This window comes from Paenibacillus sp. FSL R5-0749, assembly GCF_038595085.1.
Classification (GTDB): domain Bacteria; phylum Bacillota; class Bacilli; order Paenibacillales; family Paenibacillaceae; genus Paenibacillus.
Map to the genome: position 1 here is coordinate 3,544,868 of NZ_CP152005.1, position 19,692 is coordinate 3,564,559.

Here is a 19,692-nt window from a genome sequence, read left to right on the forward strand (position 1 = left end):
GAAGGGAAAGGATAGAATATAGAAGGCGCTGCTGGAAACGAGCAGCGCCATTTTGTATTACGGAAATTCGTTTTTGAATACCGAAATTATAGCGCATAAAAAAAGCGAAGTCCCAACATAAAATTACTAAAAAAAAAATGAAGTTACCATATTTATGTTTTGCGGAGGACTAAAATAATGTTTGAAAGCGGTACCATGAAGCGAATGAAATAAGGGGGAACAGCAATGAAAGCAGAGCGGGAAATCCTTAATCCACCAGTTGTAAAGGGAAGTAAGAAGTCCAGGGCATTGGGCCTTGATGCCCAAGGAATCCAGAAAACAATGCGCCCTTACCATTACTTAGGCGACGGAGCAGCGCAAGTTGCCTTAAACTCCATCAACGGACTGATTGGGATGTTAACTTATTTTTATACAGATAAGGTAGGGATTGCAGCTGCCACAGTGGGTACGATTATGCTCATCACCAAATTTATCAATGCAATAGCAGACTTGCTGATGGGTAGAATCGTTGATGCGACAAAATCCAAATACGGAAAGGCCAGACCTTGGATTCTATGGATGGCTCTACCAACCCTGGCATCTATCATATTACTGTTCACAGTGCCCGCCGAGGCATCATCAACGGTAAAAACCTTCTATGCTTTAGCTACAGTAGCGTTTGCTTCAGCCATTGTGTATACGGGAATTGCGATCCCTTTCGGAAGCTTGATGGCGATCCGTACCAGAAGTGTAGAAGAACGCGGTAAAATGGGCCTTACCCGAACCATCTTTGGATATATTATCGGAATGATTATCGCTATCGCATTAATTCCATTAACCAATATGCTCGGTGGGGATCAAAAAGCATGGATTATCGTTGCGGTTGTTCTGGGTATTGTATCTTTCATTTCCTTGATCCTGACCTTCTTAGCATCCAAAGAAAATAATGCTGGCATAAGTATTGTTGAAAGCGATAACATTCCCTTCTGGGAAAGCATCAAGCTCTTATTCCAGAACAAATACTGGGTCATCATGCTGTTTGCTCAGTTATTAATCAACATGCTATATACACTTAATGGTTCAACAGGAATCTATTACACCAAGTATATTCTCGGGAATGAGAACCTGATCGGAATCATGGGGGCAGTTGGATTAGTCCCGGTTTTTTTGGGATTTGTTATGGTGGGACCCATGATCAAGAAATTCGGACTTACCAGAACTGCACGGATAGGCATGATTCTTGGGATCGTTTCATCACTTATTCGTTGCTTCATGCCATATAACTTTATTGCAGCTATAGTACTTGGCGGTATCGCGACACTGGCAACCATTCCAATGATGGCTGTAGGCGGGGTGTTGGTGAACAACACCGTGGAATACGGTGAATGGAAGACAGGTAAACGATTAGTTGGGATGGTCAATAGCGCAAACAGCTTTGGCGTTAAAATTGGTATGGGCCTGGCTGCCGCGATGATCGGCTGGATTCTTGCCTTGGGCAATTACGATGGAGCGTTAATAACACAGGCGGATTCAGCGATTACCAGCATCCTGGTTCTGACGGTATATCTTCCTTTGGTGATCTTCGTACTTACGTATCTCTGCTTGCGCAAGTACGATTTGGATGAGAAGTATCCTCAAATTGTAAAAGAACTGGAAGAACGCTTAAATCCTTAGGAAGATGCAAGTTATCGCGTATTACTGGGATTAAATGAACCTATTTGAAAGTGAATCGTTAAATATGATAGTCTTTATATTGTAGTGATATTAATACTATCATTTTAAGGAGTGATGTGATGTTTACCAATGAAAATCAAGGTCGTTCCAAGTCCAAAGTAGATTTCATGGATCATTCTTTCATTCAGCAGCCTTTCCCAGTCTACGAAAAGCTGCGTGCCGAAGAGCCTGTCCATCGACTATTACTGCCAAGTGGGCATGCTGCGTGGATGGTTACCCGATATGAGGATGCCGTCAACATTTTGCAGGATAGTCGCTTTGTAACCGGGGTTCTCGATAACAGGAACGATGAAACGGAGGAGTCCCTTCCTCCGCATCAGGCGATTATCTCACGGAATCTGATCAGTGTTGGTCCAGAAGATCATCGTCGACTGCGGCGCTTGATTCAGAAGGCATTTACTCCCCGCATGATTGAGAGGCTGCGGGGACGAATTGTGGAAATAAGCGATGAATTGCTAGACAAGATTCAGGCCGGAAACACTCGGGAGTTTGATTTGATCGAGGACTATGCTTTCCCGCTGCCCATTATCGTTATTTGTGAAATGTTAGGTGTTCCGCTGAAGGATCAAGACAAATTCAGAGCCTGGTCCAACACCATTATGGAGAGTGTCAGCAATCCGCAGATGAACCAGGAGAGCGATGAAGTGATGAAGGCTTTTGTAGATTACTTACAAGAACTGATCACGCAGCGGCGCAATCATATTCAACAAGACCTCATCAGCGATCTCATTGGTATAGAGGAAGAAGGTGACAAACTAACAGAGCAGGAATTATATGCACTTGTGTTCGTACTTATCATAGCAGGGCATGAAACCACAGTGAATCTGATAGGGAACGGCATGCTGGCGTTGCTGGAACATCCGCAGCAAAAGCAACTACTTATGGATCAACCGGATCTGATTCAAGCAGCGGTTGAGGAAGTGCTGCGATTTAACGGGCCCGCAGAAATTAGCAATGTTCGCTGGGCTACGGAAAACGTTGATTTTCAAGGAATACAAATTCGCCAAGGAGACATGATGCTGGTCGCTTTATCCTCAGCGAATAGGGATTCCAGTCAATATGAAAACCCCGATACGTTTGACATTACTCGCAAAGTTAATGACCACATTGCTTTTGGTAAAGGAATTCATTATTGTCTAGGCGCTCCACTTGCGAGACTTGAAGGCGAGATTGCGATCAACGCTTTACTTCATCGGCTGCCGGAGATCCGGTTAAATACGGATGCGAAGCTGCTGGAGTGGAGGCCAGGAATGATCATCCGGGGACTCAAAGCTTTTCCGGTCGTATACTAATATATTGGAGAGATGAACCTAATGAGTTATAACGAGAATATCAAAATTGGTGAATTATTGAACAACGCAGAATCGTTTGCTGTACTGGAGAAGCATTTGCCAGAATTCGTGAAGGAACCAACGTTCAAGATGGCCACTAACTTTACGTTGGATCAACTAGCTGCATTGCCTCAGGTAGATATTCCTTTGCCTACTCTTCAGAGTTTGAAGCAGGAACTTGCAGCCATTGAGTTTGGAGCAACAGTCCAGAAGCAAGAAATTGGTGCACCGACAGGAAATAAAGAAGGTATTTCTCTGGAAGGTAGAGTGATCGTTGTTACGGGAGCTGGCAGTGGAATTGGAAGAGCCAGCGCGGTGCTTATGGGATCACGCGGAGCGAAGCTTGTTTTGGTTGATTTCAATGAGCAGACAGGGGAAGAAACGTTAGCACTGGTTCGCGAAAATGGCGGCGAAGCTACTTTTGTACAGGCTGACGTATCCAAAGAAAGCGATGTTCAAAACTATATTCAAAAAGCAGTAGATGCCTACGGAAAAATTGACGTGGCATTCAACAACGCGGGCATACTCCAGAAATTCCAACGTTTCCAGGATATCTCCGAGGAAGAATTTACACGGATCATGGATGTGAATGTGAAAGGGATCTTTTTAGGCATGAAATATGCCTTGCAGGTTATGGATAAACAGGGATACGGGCATATCATTAATACGGCATCCACTACGGCTATTCGTGCTGAACACAGTCTGGGTGCATACACCGCAAGTAAACATGCGGTTGCGGGTTTGACTAAAGCGGCGGCTATTGAATATGTGCGCAAAGGCATTCGTATTAATGCCATCTGTCCAGGAGGTGTGGCTACAACATTGACGGCTGCGGTTCCGCAATCGCTGCAGGAAAGCGGCTACGTACCTGAAGAGTTTCCGAATATGCGGATCGGGCGTTATGCAGAGCCTGAAGAACTCGCCCAGATCGTTGCGTTTCTTGCATCTGATTATTCCAGTTACATGACAGGATCAATCATCCTCGCAGATGGTGGCATCACACTCTAATCATTGGTTCAAGTTCACCTTCTGAATTGCTATAAATATAGGAACTTTCCGGAGGGAGGACCCTTTTGGCAAGTTTCGCATAATTCTTCAAAGTTATCGTCCATAAGTCTAACTTGTGGACGATTTTCATTATAAAAAGGGATGTACGAAAGGGCATGCACGATCGTACATCTTTTAGGTGGTGATTTGGACTATAATGACTTATACAAGAGGTGATCCCATGAAAATAGTACGGAAGAAGACGAATCCGGCCGGAATAAATGAAGAAACGGACCCGATTGCGTCTTCACGTATTCCCATAATCATCTGGCTTTGGCTTGTTGCCATGGCTACTATGATCCTGCAAACGATGTCAGCCCCTATATTAGTACCCAGTATTATCTTTGTAGCTGCAATGTTAATTCATACCATGGTGTACTGGGAAGTAAACAAACTTATACAACGATCCAAATTACTCTACATACTTCTTCAATCAGGGTTGATTTACGGAAGTGCCATGTTAATGCCAGACGGTATGCCTGCTGTATTGATTGGTTTAATTCCCGTATTGATTGGACAGACCCTTGCCATATACTATGAGACGGCAAAAATTGTGTTAGTTGCGTTCGTATTATATTTGTTATTCTGCACGGTAACCCTGTTTACACGTTCGGGTACAGATGTTGCCTTGTTAATTCTATTACTGTTAATGATGATCGTTGTTGTGGTATCCTACGCGGTGCTTTTCTATCGTCAGGTTAATGCTCGTGTTAGAACATTAACATTTCTGCATGAGCTGGAGAAGGCTCATCAAAAAGTAGAGGAATTGACGCTAACAAGCGAGCGACAACGTATGGCAAGAGATCTGCATGATACATTGGCTCAAGGACTCGCCGGTATTATAATGCAGCTGGAGGCCGTCGACGAGCACATGAATCGAGGGAGTTTTCCGCGCGCCCACGAGATTATCCGCAGTTCAATGGGCCAAGCACGCCAAACATTGGCTGATGCACGCAAAGCCATTGATGACCTTCGAACCAAGGCCACACCGGCTATTACCTTTGGAGAAGCAATACAGGAACAGACGCTACGTTTCCAACAGGCGACCGGAATTGAAGTCGTTTTGGAAGGGAATGCTCCGAGTTTCATATCCAAAGTAGGCATGGAGCACGTATTGCACATTTTAAGTGAATCGCTAATGAACATAGCCAGACATGCTCAGGCAACGAGCGTAATCATTCACATGGCTATGGAGAAAGAAGATTTCCATCTTATTATACGAGATAACGGAAGGGGCTTTAGCGTAGACCGAATCGGAAAACAATCCGGGCACTATGGCTTGATCGGGATGAATGAACGGGCCAGGTTGATCGGTGGCAACATTGAGATTGAAAGCGGAAAACAAGGAACGACTATTTTGTTTCGTGTTCCACTTGAAAAAGGAGAAGTCTGAATGAAATATAACATACTCATCGTAGATGATCATTGGGTGGTACGTGAAGGACTTAAACTAATATTGGAGACCAGTGAAAACTATCTGATTGTCGGAGAGGCTGAGGAAGGAGAAGAAGCTATCCGAATTATGTTAGACAAAAAACTTGATGTCATTCTCCTGGACTTAAATATGCCGGGGGGACTAAGTGGCTTGGATACCTTGAAACGTATGAACGAGCAACACATTCGTATACCTGTGATTATTCTAACGACTTACAACGAAGATGACTTGATGATCGAAGGACTTTCTCTTGGAGCCAAAGGGTACTTGCTCAAGGATACGAGCCGAGAACAATTATTTCGAACGTTGGATTCTGCCATTCGTGGAGAAACACTACTTCAACCTGAAATAACGTCAAGAGTCTTTGCGTTTCATACGAAGTCTGCTCAAGAACCCCAAACACAGCCACAACTATTAATTGACAAGGAGTCAACTCTGATTAGTGAGAGAGAGTTACTCGTTTTACAAGCCGTGGCTCGTGGTTTACGCAGCAGAGATATTGCTTTTGATATGGGTATTGCCGAGAGAACAGTAAAAGCATATCTCACCAACATTTACAACAAACTTGGAGTGAATTCGCGATCAGAAGCTGTTGCAGTAGCTGTCGAGAAGGGGATCTTACACTTGTAAACCTATAACTGTAAGGCACCCTTTCGTAATCAAAGATAAAAAATAGTATGCCCGTTATGACATATCCCTTCTATGCCCCATCGTACATGAAAGGCTTGCCCTTTCGTACGATTTTTTTTTGGTTTTATTTCGTTAACATGAGGATACAGAGCATTTCCTTAGATAGCTCTTGGATTTTTGTGGAAGTGAAAGGGGAAGAAATAAGTTATGGCAAAATGGTTGTATCGTCTCGGGGTTTGGTCAACGAGAAAACGGAAAATGGTCATTACGATGGGACTAACACTTCTTATTGTGCTTGCATCTTTAGGACTTGGTATGGGTACTTCGTTTACGGGTGAAATGACTATACCAGGGACGAAGTCGGATCAGGCCGCGAAAGTACTAAACTCAGAGTTTCCATCATCAGATGACGGTGGTCAGATCAGGCTCATTTTCAAAGCGAAAAATGATTCATTGACTTCCGAGGCAAATAAAAATTACATTCGGCAAGCCCTGAAAGATGTAAAGACGGATTTATCAGTCAAATCTGTAGCTAGCCCATTTGAGTCAATGACTCTAAGTGCGGATAAAAAGATTGGTTATGCGGACATTACGTATTCTAAACCTGCCAGTGAAGTGGATGAGCACTCGAAAGAGCATGTGTTGAACATTGCAGAGTGGCTCGGTAAGGAAGGGATTCAAACAGAGATAGGAGGCAGTGTTGCCTTTTCTGAAATAGAAGTTGGGGGCATATCCGAAGTCATTGGTATCCTGATTGCCTTCATGATTCTAGCATTTACGTTTACTTCGTTTCTAGCAGCAGGACTACCCATACTTACAGCGGTCATAGGACTCGGAATTGGTCTAATGACTGTCATTATTGGTTCTAATTTCGTATCGATGTCATCATTCTCCATTACGTTAGCAGTCATGCTTGCTTTAGCAGTCGGTATTGATTATGCACTATTTATCATGTCACGGTACCGTCAGCAGTTGGCAGAAGGATATGACAGAGAAACAGCGATCGCTCAGGCTAACGCAACAGCAGGAGGCTCGGTTGTATTTGCAGGACTGACTGTAATTATCGCGCTAGTGGGGTTATCCGTCGTACAAATTCCCTTCATTACGATGATGGGACTTGCGGCTGCTATTAGCGTATTTGTAGCTGTCCTCATTGCGATCATTCTCGTACCTGCCATATTGGCTGGAGCAGGAGACCGCATCAGTCCGTCCCGCGAAAATCGTTGGCTGAGAAAATGGTCCGGGAGCAAAAAAGAGAAAACAAGCGAAAACGCATGGAGTCGAGTTGTCACAAGAAAGCCTTGGCTTACTACCATTCTATGTATTGCAATCTTAACGATGTGTACCTTGCCTTTTCTGCATATGCAACTTGGCTTGCCCGATAATGGCCTGAAATCGACTGAAACGACTGAGCGTCGTGGATATGATCTCATGGCTGAGGGATTCGGTGAAGGGTTCAATGGCCCACTCGTGATTGTCGCCAAAGCTAATCATAGTGACGATCCTCAAGCAGCAATCGCTCAAGCGACGGCTTACATCAACGATCTGCCGAATGTCTCTAGTGCAACACCCGCAATACCGAGTCCATCGGGAAATGCAGCCATCATTACAGTATTACCTGAGACAGGCCCGCACGATATTCGAACGACTGAACTGGTGGAGACTATACGTGAAAAAGCCGATCAACAAAACAATAAACAGGTCGAGATTATGGTTACAGGAGGGACTGCGGTTAACATTGATATTTCGGAGAAATTGCAACAGGCATTACCTAAGTTCGCTTTATTGATTGTGGGTCTGGCCTTTGTACTACTCATGCTCGTGTTCCGATCTTTGCTTGTACCGATTAAGGCTGTACTTGGTTTTCTGTTTACACTAGGTTCAACACTCGGCTTTATTGTTTGGGTCATTCAGGATGGTTATCTGGCCAGTATGTTCGGTATCCCTGAGCCTGGACCGGTGCTTAGTTTCCTTCCCATTCTAGTCACTGGAATTCTGTTTGGTCTTGCCATGGACTACGAGGTGTTCCTCGTCAGCCGAATGCGTGAAGACTTCACTAAGACCGGAGATGCACGACAATCGGTAAAAAGCGGGATAAAGCATAGTGGACCTGTCGTTACTGCTGCAGGTTTGATTATGATCGCGGTGTTCGCCAGCTTTATTTTTGCCGAAGATACCATTATCAAATCCATGGGATTAGCTCTGGCATTCGGCATACTTGTCGATGCTTTCATCGTGCGTATGACACTTGTGCCAGCTATAATGACCCTTCTTGGAAAAAGCGCGTGGTATATCCCCGCATGGCTTGATCGCTTGTTGCCTAACATCGATGTAGAAGGCGAATCGGTTATGCGAGAAAACCATAAAGATACCAGTGGTTTTGATCAACCTATTATTGGGAAGAACTCACCTGTAAAAAGGTAGAGGATGAGGGGGCTGCACAAACTGCAGCGCCTTCTCCGTCGGATTTCATGAATCTGTCTGCAACGTTCATACGAATTGAAATCAAGGTTTCAAAGACTCTAGAAAAAGAGATTTCAGTAAGTTGAATTGCTCGGATGGGTCTACACGAGTGTTGAATGCATCGATACCTTCCAGCATGGACATTTTCTTGGAAAATGTTCCGAATACATTCATCATCGTAAGTAGGTTGTTGACGGAATTTGAACTGGTGCGGACAGAACGATCCTGTTCTCCCAACGCTGCCAATTCGGTAAATAATCCAATGATTTTGTTATATTCCGTTTGATATAATTCCATATGCTCTACAGGCTCTTTGGAAAGCGCCACGTAACATTCAAAGGCTTCAATCAACTTGGAGTTTTGTTGATGCTCTGTTTGCTGAAAGAAGATCAGGGCATCGAATATTTCGTTTAATTTCTCGTAACAGGTTCCTTCTCCATGCACAATCTTTTCAAAGATAATCACTTCGGATTGAACAATATGTGAAGCAACAGCAACAATCAAATGCTCTTTCTTGGGAAAATAGCGGAATACAGTAGCTACGCCAAGGCTCGCAGCCTTGGCAATTTCCTGCATGGTGGCCTTTTCGAATCCTTGCTGTGTGAAAATAGAAATGGCAGCTTCAATGATGCTTAAACGACGTTTTTCTCGCAGCTCGCTACGCTCATTCTCTTGGCGTTCTCGGGGTTGAATAGGGATAACCTCCTGTCTCTGTAACTCAGGTTATGCTAACAATTGCAATTCTATTTGTCAACGAAGTAAGGTATGCAACGGTTATATACTCAAATAACCCTAATCAGATCACTAGCCAAGATTAGCTATAGAGGGAGAATTCATTATAAATGAACAAACTAAAATGGTTATTGCAACATACGAGAACAAGAACAAAGATCATGTTGAATTACCCGTAGTTCTTGAAGGTGGAGGAAATATCACCGATGCGATTTCTAAGTAATAACGATCGGAAGACATTCTGATGCAGCATAGTTTATGACGCACTACATAGCAGATGATAACATTTTGTTATCATTATTCGATTTTTGTTATATGTAAGCGATGACAAAAGAAATATAATCCATTTATCTGGATGTTTGTTAAATCATCTATAAATTGGATAATCAATGAAAAGGAGGATCACATGAAACAATTACGTCAATGGAATATTGGTTTTTTAGTTTTACTGCTCGTTTTAACTACCCTTCCATTTTCAAATGTTTCACACGCAGCCAATGAAGTCACAGGTACAGAAGCAGGACAGTTCAGCACCAATTTTGAAGATGGTACACTTCAGGGATGGACTGCACGGATTGGTACAGAAAACCTCACAGTAACAGAAAAGGAAGCATATGAAGGGAAATCAAGCATGTTGGTTACCAATCGTGAACGATCCTATCATGGACCCATGTTCTCGATGAAAGAGCTGCTTCAGCGTAATCAATTATATGTAATTACAGCATATGTCAAGCTGACACAAGAGCCAGCTACCGATCAAACGTTGCAGCTCACCGCGTATAAAAAAACGAATGCCGAAAGCTGGAATTCGATCGGCAGCGTGGAGATCGCTAAAGCGCAATGGAATACTTGGCATAAGGTCACTGGAACATTCCAGTACAGTGATGACCCTGCTGAGCTGAAACTATTCATTGAAACGCCTTACATCTCTGAGGATAGCGTAGATACGTTATCGTTCTATGTGGATGATGTATCCTTTGTTCCATCCGAGCAACCGAAGATTGAAGAAGATATTTTATCTCTGAAAGATTTGTATAAAGATGATTTTCCCATTGGTGCAGCGGCATATCGCTGGCAGCTGGATGGCGCATATGGACAACTGCTGTCGAAACACTTTAACAGCCTGACTGCAACCTATGAAATGAAACCGAGATACATGTCGCCCTCCGAAGGAGTATATGAATTCGAGGCTGCCGATCAATATGTGAAGTTCGCCGAGGAACATCATATGGGTGTACGCGGACATGCGCTGCTGTGGCATATTGATGCTGCAGAATGGATGCTGAAAGATGCTCAGGGCAAACCTGCAAGCCGGGAGTTATTACTTGCCCGGATTAAGGATTACGTTGAAACCGTCATGACCCGATATAAAGGGAAAATTGATGCCTGGGATGTGGTAAATGAGGCGATTGCCGATAGTAATGGTGATGCCAGTGGTTTACGTAAGAGCCCTTTTTACGAACTCATCGGACCGGATTATATTGAAAAAACCTATGAATTCGCTCGTGCAGCCGATCCGGACGCCAAACTATATTATAACGAATACTTCACAGAAGTCCCTGAGAAAAGAGATCATATGTATCAGTTGGTCAAACGACTTAAAGAAAAGGGACTGATCGATGGCGTGGGCTTGCAGTCCCACTATAATCTGGCTTCCCCGCCCGTAGAAGAAATTGAGAAAACCATCAACCTCTTCGCTGGACTTGGACTGGATATTCAGATCACGGAACTGGATGTAGATAGCGGAATCCCGTTTGGTGAAGATATGCCCGTTGAAGTTGCTGTACAACAGGCTTATCGCTACAAGGAACTAATGGATCTGTATCAAAAACACAAAGATCAGATCTCTTCCGTAACCCTGTGGGGACTTCAGGATGAGAGGTCTTACAACAACCAGGCGATGTTGTTTGATTCAGAACTGAAAGCCAAAAAAGCTTACTGGGGACTTGTAGATGAGGCCAGCTTGCCTGTTTTGACACAGAGAGCCATCTCGCTTTCGGGTAAACCCGATAACAAAAAAACGCTTCATGACCCACTATGGAATAAAGCCGTGTCTACATCATTGAAGGGAGAGTCATCCGGTACAGCCAGCTTCCGTACCTTATGGGACCCCAAAAACCTCTATCTTCTGGTCGATGTACAAGATGCGAAAGTCGATGAGAATGACCGCATAGACATCTTTGTTGATTTTAATAATGGCAAGACCTCCTCCTACGAAGGAGATGACCGACATATTGTAATTACACGTAAAGGCAAATATCAGGGTAAGGATGTACGTACTTCTCGTGTAAGAGAAACGAAAGGCGGGTATCAGGTAGAATTGTCCATTCCTTGGAGTCATATAAAGGTGAATTCCGGCTCTGAAATCGGCTTCGACATCCGTGTGACGGATGGCAGTGCAGGTGAAGAGCAACCGAATCAAGCATTGTATTGGAATGACCGGACACTATCCCAGGATACAGATACTAGCAAATACGGCGTGATTCAACTAGACCCTATGCCAAAATCTGCAGAAGCTGTGCAAGCTCACGTCCAGATTGACGGGATTAAAGAGGTGGTGTGGAATAAGGCCGTTCCTTTTGAAGTAAAACGGTTGAATAAAGAGCCCGGCGCTGAGGCCGTGGCTCGTGCACTGTGGTCAGATGAATATCTGTATCTGCTGATCGACGTTACAGACCCAAACATTATCACGGATAGTATTAATCCATGGGATCAGGATTCGGTTGAGATTTTCCTGGACGAAAATCACCAGCGCACACCGTATTTCCAATATGATGACGCCCAATTCAGAGTCAGCGCAGACAACGTGGGAACCTTCGCAGGCAGCGCCTCGCCTGGACGGTTCACAAGTGCGGTGAAGAAAACCAAAAAAGGCTATCTGGTCGAAGCCAGAATCAAGTTGCAGTCCCTGACGCCCAAAGCAGGAGATGTGATCGGTTTCGAGCTTCAAATTAATGATAACCAGGGAGAGGGCAAGCAAAACGTAGCGAAGTGGAATGATACCACGAATGAAAGCTGGAGAAATACGTCCCAGTATGGCATTCTCTCATTTGCAGGAAAAGACAAACATTAAATCTTCGTTAGGTATCACTGTAAAGTCAGAACCCTCATACTTGTGGAGAGAACACTCCATAGGTATGGGGGTTCTTTTCGTGCAAACGACAAGTCATATTAACAATTTGTTATCGAAGCTATGGTTTTATCATGTTGACTTGGAGGGAGCCACTCTATACTTAAACCTACAGAGATCATTCAGAACCTTGGCTGATGTCTCTGAAACCAATAGAGAAAGAGGGGGAGCACACGAATGAGTAATGCAAAAGCCAATACACCGCCCCAAGCCGATGTGATTCGTCCGAGTCCCCGGCGTACCAAACGCAATAAAGGCTCCAGGCGAACGCTGGCACTGGATCTGATGTTATTGCCAGCAGTTATCTTGACGTTCATATTTGCGTACATACCGATGGGTGGATTGGTCATTGCTTTTCAGGATTACAAGCCCTGGCTCGGGTTTGCCAAGTCTTCCTGGATTGGACTTGAGCATTTCCAATTCCTGTTCAGTATGCCGGAGAATGTGCAGGTGATCTGGAACACCCTGATTATTGCGGGGTTGAAACTGATTGGAGGTCTGATTGCACCGCTGATCTTTGCCTTGCTCCTTAACGAAGTACGAAAGGAAACCTTCAAGAAGAGTATACAAACGTTCGTTTATCTGCCGCACTTTCTGTCATGGGTCATCCTAGGCGGAATTTTGCTGGACATGCTTGCAACAAAAGGCATGATCAATCAGTTTCTCGGGGCGGTGTTTGGTATTGAACCGATCTTTTTCCTTGGGGATGGCACTTGGTTTAGAATCGTCGTTGTTACAAGTGATATCTGGAAGGAATTTGGGTTCGGTGCCATTATCTTTCTTGCCTCGCTGGCAGGCATTAATCCAGCACTGTACGAGGCAGCTGAGGTGGACGGAGCAAGTCGCTGGCAGCAAACCTGGTCCATTACGATTCCGGCTCTCATTCCCATCATGATCGTGGTAGGAACGTTGTCCCTCGGGAATATCCTGAACGGAGGATTCGATCAGATTTTCAATCTGTATAACCCGCTCGTTTACGATAAGGGTGATATCATCGACACCTTTGTTTATCGGGTAGGTCTCATCGATGGCAAGTTTGGATTCTCGGCTGCAGTCGGACTTTTCAAATCGGTGGTTGGATTCGTGTTGATCGTGATTGCATACCGTGCAGCGTATAAATTTGCGAACTACCGTATTTTCTAGAAAGGAGACCTCACCTCATGTATCACAAAACGAAGCCTTACAAAGTATTCACTGTGTTTAACTATACGTTCTTAATTTTATTATCACTACTCTGTATAGTCCCGTTGATTCACATTCTCGCGGTCTCCTTCAGCGGTAAAGCAGCGGCCAATGCGAATCTGGTTGGACTCTTTCCGGTAGAATTTACGCTTGATGCTTATGAGAAAACATTGGCCAATGAGAACTTCCTTCGTTCCCTATGGATTGCTGTACAGCGAACTGTGCTGGGTACAATCCTGAGTATGGTTATTGTGACGTTGGCGGCCTACCCTTTATCTCGGGAGAATCGCAGCTTCAAGCGACGTAACATCTACACCTGGTATTTTGTATTTACGATGTTGTTCAGCGGAGGATTAATTCCATTCTACATTCTTATCCAGAAACTCAATTTACTCAACACGATGTGGGTGCTTATTCTTCCCGGAGCGGTATCTGTCTGGAACATGATTCTTTTATTGAATTTCTTCCGCAACGTTCCCAAAGAGCTGGAGGAGGCTGCCTTCATCGATGGTGCGGGTTACTTTCGAACATTGATCTCTGTCTTTTTGCCCGTGTCGATGCCAGCCATCGCTACACTCTCCTTGTTCTCCATGGTAGGGCACTGGAATGCCTGGTTCGATGGGTTGATTTTCCTGACGGATCACGAAAAGTATCCATTAGCCACCTTCCTCCAGACGATCATCGTACAGCAGGACTTCAGTAAAGTTTCCGTGCGGCCCGAAGACCTGGAGAACATCTCACAACGGACGATCAAGGCCGCTCAGATATTCATTGGCATGGCACCGATTTTGTTTGTATACCCCTTACTGCAACGCTTTTTTGTTAAAGGGATTGTTCTTGGTGCTGTTAAAGAGTAAGACGGATTCAGATCTAACCAATTTAGAATGATATGGGGGAGACAACATGTTTAAAACATGGCAAAAACCGCTTCGCATATTGATGGCTGCTACAATGTTATCCGGTGTGCTCGCAGCGTGCAGCAATGAATCGACATCAGAGAACAAGCCTAGCGACAGTAATGAATTTTATTCCGCTCCGTTTGAAAATGGTAAATATGTTGAGCCGGTTACCATCTCGACTGTATTTCCGATCACCAGCAGCTTGAAGTTCAAAAATGGGGAAAATATTGAAAATAACGTTCATACGAAGTGGGCTCACGATACACTGGGGATCGATATTAAATACTTATGGACGGTGAGTGAACAAAATAATGCGTACCAGACCAAACTTCGTCTCATGTTAACCTCGGGACAGAAAATGCCGGATATTATCTCTTTCCGTGGTGACTCCACGCTAATCAGTGATTTGATCGAATCGGGTCAATTCACGGATGCGGGGGAATTATTTGATAAATATGCCTCCGATGTTTACAAAAAAGCGATGGCGGAAGATCCAAACGTATGGAATCCGTATGTCCGTGATGGTAAACGAATGGCTATTCCCATTCTGGAGAACGCTTACAATAATGACCCCGTCATGTACATTCGCGAAGATTGGCTCAAGAAGTTAAACCTGAAAGCACCGACCACCTTAGCCGAGTTGGAGACGGTCATGGATGCCTTCGTCAATCAAGATCCGGATGGCAACGGCAAGAAGGATACCATTGCTTTGTCTGTAGGTTTCAAGAATGACTTGAACACCTGGATGTCGGAATCCGGCTGGATTTTTGGCATGTTTGGAGCGATGCCTAATCAGTGGAACAAAGCCGCAGACGGTTCACTTGCCTACGGCTCCATCCAGCCTGAGATGAAGCCCGCACTGACGAAAATGAAAGAATGGATGGAAAAAGGATACATTGATAAGGAAGCGGGGCTTTATGATGAGCCCAAAGCAACGGAGGCGTTTACTGCAGGCAAGTCCGGTATAATCGTTGGCCCTTACTGGATGACAGGCTGGCCGCTCCCGGATCTGCAAAAAAACGTGCCTGATGCCGAGTATAAAGCATATCCACTTCCGGCCGGCCCTGACGGGAAGAGGGGACGACATGGAACGCCAATAAGTACAGGAGCCGTTCTCATTAATAAGGATATGGAACATAAAGATGCATTCTTTGTATATCAGAACTATTTGTTTGATCACTGGGCTAATCCGGACAGCACAACGTTCGTGCACGGATTTGCTAAAGGTTATGATTATGACATCGCTCCAGACGGAACCGTTTATAAAGAACTGCAAAGCGATAAAATTCCTGGTGGCTGGATTGATGCGATCCGTTATACGTTGACGTTTGACGGCGCGATTATCCCTAACCTGATGATGAATACCCTGGCAGAGCTTGCAGGTGGGAAAGAACCAACCACTCAGTATGAGAAAAACCTGGCAGACCGCATCCCTGAACAGATTAAGGCCGCCAAGATTGTCATTGACCAGAAGGATATCATCATGCCTGAAATGTTCACGGGTGTTCCCACGAAAACACAAGTTTCCCGAGGCGATATGCTGAGCAAGTTGGAAAAGGAAGTGTTGAATAAAATCATTTATGGCCAAGCACCTGTTGAGGATTTTGATGCATTCGTGCAACAGTACATGTCTTCTGGCGGTAAACAGATCACGGAAGAAGTAAACGAATGGTATGACACGATAAAATAAAAAACGAACCGCACTACATGTATAAGGAGTTTTATTTACCTGTATACATGTAGTGCGGTTTTTTACTTTGTTTTACGCTAACTTTCTTCATGATAATCTGCTTTATTGCTCCCGGTAATCCTGGGGCGTCATACCGAATTTATCGCGAAACACCTTGATGAAGTATTGGGAGTTGGCGTAGCCCAGTTTATCGGAAATCTCATATACCTTATCCTGCGAGTGGTTAAGCAGGTAGAGAGCAAGATCCATTTTGACACTTAAAATGTACTCACTCAAGCTGATGCCTTGAAATTGTTTAAACAGCTTGGAGACGTAAACCGGATGCAAACATACATGATCTGCGATCGATTGAAGGCTAAGGGAGTGCAGATTGGCGGAAACAAACGTCTTGATCTGATGAATGACGTCATGTTGCTCACCTAAAGACTGTTCTTCCAGCTTCATGCGCAGTCGATCAAGCATGTTCTCGGCCCAATCTGTAAGCTGGGATACGGACCGAAAAGGCACACGTGGAACCCATTCGTTTCCGGCCAGATCGGATAACAGAGCTTGATTTTTGTGGGCAATGTAATGAAAGGCTGACAACAATATAATCTGAATCTCGTCCAGATGTTCTTCGGTTTGTTCAGGCAGCATGCCATAACCTGCCTCAATTCGGTGCAGACGTTCTTTGAATACTTCCCATTGTCCTGTTTCAAGCAAATGATTGAAGGTTGGTGGTTCATATAAAATATGCAAGGAACGAATGGATACGGGACGATAGCTTTCCTGAAGGGAAAGGAAGTACCCTGTACCGTTACCTACCTGCTTTTTGAGAGCGGACAGGGCTTGCTCATACATGTCACGGATATCATGCTGGAGTTTACCCTTTTGGCTCAGGATAACGGAAATGCCACCTTTCAGATATTCATTGACGTTATGATGCAGCTGTAGGGAAATATGCGTGAGACCCTGATTCTGATCCTCAATCTGATCCTGTGCCGGCAATTGCTTACAGTGACTTACCTTCAACAAGAAAACCAGATAATCATAACGATCCCTGCAATGCCAGGTATGAAAAGCTGTATTAAATAACTCACATGCAATGTTGGTCACAGCGTATTCAAACAATTGCAGGCTGCTCGTCGTATGCCTGGTGAAATGTTCTTCTAGCCGTACCAGAACGAGTTGAACTTCATCTTCGGCATGGAAGGGCAGATGATAGTGTGCCAACTTGTCGTTCAAAGCATCTTCTGCATAACGATTACCTTCAATCAACTGATTCAGCAGCCTGTCCTTCAACGAAGGCAGATGCTCGCGAAACGAGTTCATCGCCTGTTCATAGGACAAGGCTCTGCGAATGTGCTCCTCAATGGAAAGTACCGTCTTTTCCAGACATGCCGCCAGTTTTTCGACATCTAGCGGTTTTAGCAAATACTCAACAACCCCATGTTTGGTCGCTTCTTTCGCATACTCGAACTCGGCATAACCGGTAAGCAAAATACAGGGCAGGTTGGGTCTAGCCGCCTTGATCTGCCGAATCAGCTCTAGTCCGTTCATCACCGGCATTGAAATATCGGTAATCACGATATCTACGGTCTGTTCATCCAGAATGGATAAGGCCTGCATTCCGGAATATGCTTTGTGAATACGCTCAATCCGATATTCATCCCATGGAAATGAGATCTCAAGATCGTCAATCACATAGGATTCATCGTCAACCAACAGAATCTGATGCATCTGCAATATCCTCCTTATGTATCGTAATCATGCACAGGGTACCTTCATATAGGCCAGATTGAACGGACAAGCCCGACCGTTTGCCATATGTGAGTCTGATTCGCTGATTGACATTTCGAACTCCAGTTCCGATCTGTTCCTCCGGGCGGGTTAGTTCATCCATGTGTTTGCAGATCAGCGACAGTCGCTCTTCGGGCATGCCTACACCATTATCTGCAACGATGATACGGATGACCTCTTGGTCCTGCTCCGCACGAATCGTAATTTGCCCTGAACCCATGGAGGGTTCAATCCCATGTTTGACCCCATTTTCAACAAGTGGCTGCAAAATCATACGAGGGATACGTACCGAGAGAAGCTCTTTGGGTACATCGATATCAAAAGTAATCGTTTTTTTTCGCATATGAATAATCGACATGTAATGATTCACAAAACGTAGCTCTTCACCTAGCGTGGAATCCATATCTTCAATACGATGAATATAACGGCAGTAGGAAGCCAGTTCCAAGGTCATGGCTGTGACTGATTCATAATCCTTTACACTCGATTTGCTCTGAATATAGTTGAGACAGTTGTATAGGAAATGGGGATTAATCTGAGCCTGATACTGCTTGAGTCTGGCCTCTTTGACAGAAAGCTCGCCAAGAAGCACTTGTTCAATTAATGTCTGCGTATTCTCAGCCATTCGATTGAACGATCGACCCAGGATTTTGAATTCCAGAATCTGAGTTTCGTCGACCCGGCTGGAGAAATCTCCACGGTCAAACCGGTCGATCGCTTTACGCAACCGAATAATGGGTTGTTGAATCTGATTACGCAGAGCCATGATGTACAAAAGCGAGAGAAGCAGCAGGGCTACAAGTGCCAGTACAAACAACGTATTGTTACGTGAAATGGATTGCTGAAGCTGATTGGTTGGATGATAGTCGATAAAGTACAGATCCAGAATACTTGCTTTCATATACGTGATGAAGTAATTCCTGTCCTGAAAGGCAATTTCAAAGAAACCACTGTCATTTCTGAGCTGTGGAACAACCTGAGCATCCGCCTGGGTAAGTTGAAGGGAGCCTGAACCGCGAATAGCTGTTTGAAAATGGGAATCATACAGCATTGGTGTTCCGGATGTATAATCAGACATCATTTTCTGCAAGACGTCTAATGAGATCCTGATCTCGATATACATCGGCCCTCGATGTCCCTTGGTGAGATGTGAATAATAACCTGTGCCATCCTTGTTCATATGTAATATCCATTGATCGAGCGGGTCTTGAGACATGGAGAATGATCGAAACGAGAACTGTGGATCAGAAGATACCGTGTCCTTATGATCCGGATAATACAAAATAATGGTATTGTTCCATGAGGTGGAAGCACTGTTTAAAGCCAGCTTCTCAATGAGCTCCAGCTTGGCCTTGTATTTAGCAAAATCATTTCCGTAATGAAGAACATATGTATAACCTCTGACGGATTGATCCTCTGATAATGTTAGCGCATTCATTAATACCTGTTCAAATTGATTTGATAGCTGGGAGGACATGAATCGCACTTCGCCCAATTTATTCTTTTCTAACTCTCGTTGAATATCTTCCACATTTAATCGATAGATCCACCAGAAGATCAGTACAATCAGCATAAACATCAGTACTAGACCGAGTGCCAGCTTTCGAAAAATAGAGCCGTTCTCTGTGGCATACTTTTCCTTCAACATGTCATTTCCTCCT

General features: G+C 44.4%; 13 protein-coding genes. 10 read left to right on the forward strand and 3 right to left on the reverse strand.

Features of this window, described 5'->3' with window-relative positions:
• Positions 1-225: 225 nt before the first annotated feature.
• From MKY85_RS15650 to MKY85_RS15675, 6 genes are all read left to right on the forward strand, one after another.
• A complete protein-coding gene (locus MKY85_RS15650; protein ID WP_339255398.1) occupies positions 226-1,653 on the forward strand; it encodes a glycoside-pentoside-hexuronide (GPH):cation symporter in 1,428 nt (475 codons plus the stop codon).
• A 119-nt stretch (positions 1,654-1,772) separates the two neighbouring features.
• Positions 1,773-3,005: a cytochrome P450 gene (locus MKY85_RS15655; RefSeq protein WP_342569987.1), complete on the forward strand. Its 1,233-nt coding sequence runs from the start codon at positions 1,773-1,775 to the stop codon at positions 3,003-3,005.
• A gap of 288 nt (positions 3,006-3,293) precedes the next feature.
• Positions 3,294-4,052 carry a glucose 1-dehydrogenase gene (locus MKY85_RS15660; protein WP_342573393.1) on the forward strand — a complete coding sequence of 253 codons (759 nt, stop codon included), beginning with the start codon at positions 3,294-3,296 and terminating at the stop codon, positions 4,050-4,052.
• A 220-nt stretch (positions 4,053-4,272) separates the two neighbouring features.
• Positions 4,273-5,484 (forward strand): sensor histidine kinase, encoded by a 1,212-nt coding sequence (locus tag MKY85_RS15665; RefSeq protein WP_342569988.1) that lies wholly within the window; start codon positions 4,273-4,275, stop codon positions 5,482-5,484.
• On the forward strand, positions 5,485-6,156 hold the full coding sequence (locus tag MKY85_RS15670; protein ID WP_342569990.1) for a response regulator transcription factor: 672 nt from the start codon (positions 5,485-5,487) through the stop codon (positions 6,154-6,156). It begins immediately after the preceding gene.
• Between the two features lie 207 nt (positions 6,157-6,363).
• Entirely contained in the window at positions 6,364-8,580 is a 2,217-nt protein-coding gene (locus MKY85_RS15675; RefSeq protein ID WP_342569991.1) for an MMPL family transporter, read from the forward strand.
• 81 nt (positions 8,581-8,661) lie between these two features.
• Here the strand turns inward: MKY85_RS15675 and MKY85_RS15680 are convergent, their stop codons facing one another.
• Positions 8,662-9,318 carry a TetR/AcrR family transcriptional regulator gene (locus MKY85_RS15680; protein WP_342573395.1) on the reverse strand — a complete coding sequence of 219 codons (657 nt, stop codon included), beginning with the start codon at positions 9,316-9,318 and terminating at the stop codon, positions 8,662-8,664.
• A 439-nt stretch (positions 9,319-9,757) separates the two neighbouring features.
• Here MKY85_RS15680 and MKY85_RS15685 point away from each other — a divergent pair, with 439 nt between their 5' ends.
• The 4 genes from MKY85_RS15685 to MKY85_RS15700 all read left to right on the forward strand — a co-directional run bounded on the left by MKY85_RS15685 (position 9,758) and on the right by MKY85_RS15700 (position 16,252).
• A complete protein-coding gene (locus MKY85_RS15685) occupies positions 9,758-12,424 on the forward strand; it encodes an endo-1,4-beta-xylanase (protein WP_342569993.1) in 2,667 nt (888 codons plus the stop codon).
• 342 nt (positions 12,425-12,766) lie between these two features.
• Complete coding sequence (locus MKY85_RS15690; protein ID WP_339261449.1) at positions 12,767-13,624, forward strand: ABC transporter permease subunit; 858 nt, start codon at positions 12,767-12,769, stop codon at positions 13,622-13,624.
• A gap of 17 nt (positions 13,625-13,641) precedes the next feature.
• Positions 13,642-14,520: a carbohydrate ABC transporter permease gene (locus MKY85_RS15695; protein ID WP_339233796.1), complete on the forward strand. Its 879-nt coding sequence runs from the start codon at positions 13,642-13,644 to the stop codon at positions 14,518-14,520.
• Between the two features lie 46 nt (positions 14,521-14,566).
• Positions 14,567-16,252: an extracellular solute-binding protein gene (locus tag MKY85_RS15700; RefSeq protein WP_342569994.1), complete on the forward strand. Its 1,686-nt coding sequence runs from the start codon at positions 14,567-14,569 to the stop codon at positions 16,250-16,252.
• A 102-nt stretch (positions 16,253-16,354) separates the two neighbouring features.
• On the opposite strand, the gene MKY85_RS15705 is transcribed toward MKY85_RS15700, so the two are convergent.
• On the reverse strand, positions 16,355-17,971 hold the full coding sequence (locus MKY85_RS15705) for a response regulator (RefSeq protein ID WP_342569996.1): 1,617 nt from the start codon (positions 17,969-17,971) through the stop codon (positions 16,355-16,357).
• Positions 17,949-19,679: a histidine kinase gene (locus tag MKY85_RS15710; protein ID WP_342569997.1), complete on the reverse strand. Its 1,731-nt coding sequence runs from the start codon at positions 19,677-19,679 to the stop codon at positions 17,949-17,951. Before MKY85_RS15710 ends, MKY85_RS15705 begins: the two co-directional genes overlap by 23 nt.
• Positions 19,680-19,692: the final 13 nt, after the last annotated feature.

Bases quoted from the DNA above. Each gene is read 5' to 3' on its own strand.
- MKY85_RS15650 (WP_339255398.1), top strand. From the start codon at position 226: ATGAAAGCAGAGCGGGAAATCCTTAATCCACCAGTTGTAAAGGGAAGT.
- MKY85_RS15655 (WP_342569987.1), top strand. From the start codon at position 1,773: ATGTTTACCAATGAAAATCAAGGTCGTTCCAAGTCCAAAGTAGATTTC.
- MKY85_RS15665 (WP_342569988.1), top strand. From the start codon at position 4,273: ATGAAAATAGTACGGAAGAAGACGAATCCGGCCGGAATAAATGAAGAA.
- MKY85_RS15670 (WP_342569990.1), top strand. From the start codon at position 5,485: ATGAAATATAACATACTCATCGTAGATGATCATTGGGTGGTACGTGAA.
- MKY85_RS15675 (WP_342569991.1), top strand. From the start codon at position 6,364: ATGGCAAAATGGTTGTATCGTCTCGGGGTTTGGTCAACGAGAAAACGG.
- MKY85_RS15685 (WP_342569993.1), top strand. From the start codon at position 9,758: ATGAAACAATTACGTCAATGGAATATTGGTTTTTTAGTTTTACTGCTC.
- MKY85_RS15690 (WP_339261449.1), top strand. From the start codon at position 12,767: ATGTTATTGCCAGCAGTTATCTTGACGTTCATATTTGCGTACATACCG.
- MKY85_RS15695 (WP_339233796.1), top strand. From the start codon at position 13,642: ATGTATCACAAAACGAAGCCTTACAAAGTATTCACTGTGTTTAACTAT.
- MKY85_RS15700 (WP_342569994.1), top strand. From the start codon at position 14,567: ATGTTTAAAACATGGCAAAAACCGCTTCGCATATTGATGGCTGCTACA.
- MKY85_RS15705 (WP_342569996.1), bottom strand. From the start codon at position 17,971: ATGCATCAGATTCTGTTGGTTGACGATGAATCCTATGTGATTGACGAT.
- MKY85_RS15710 (WP_342569997.1), bottom strand. From the start codon at position 19,679: ATGTTGAAGGAAAAGTATGCCACAGAGAACGGCTCTATTTTTCGAAAG.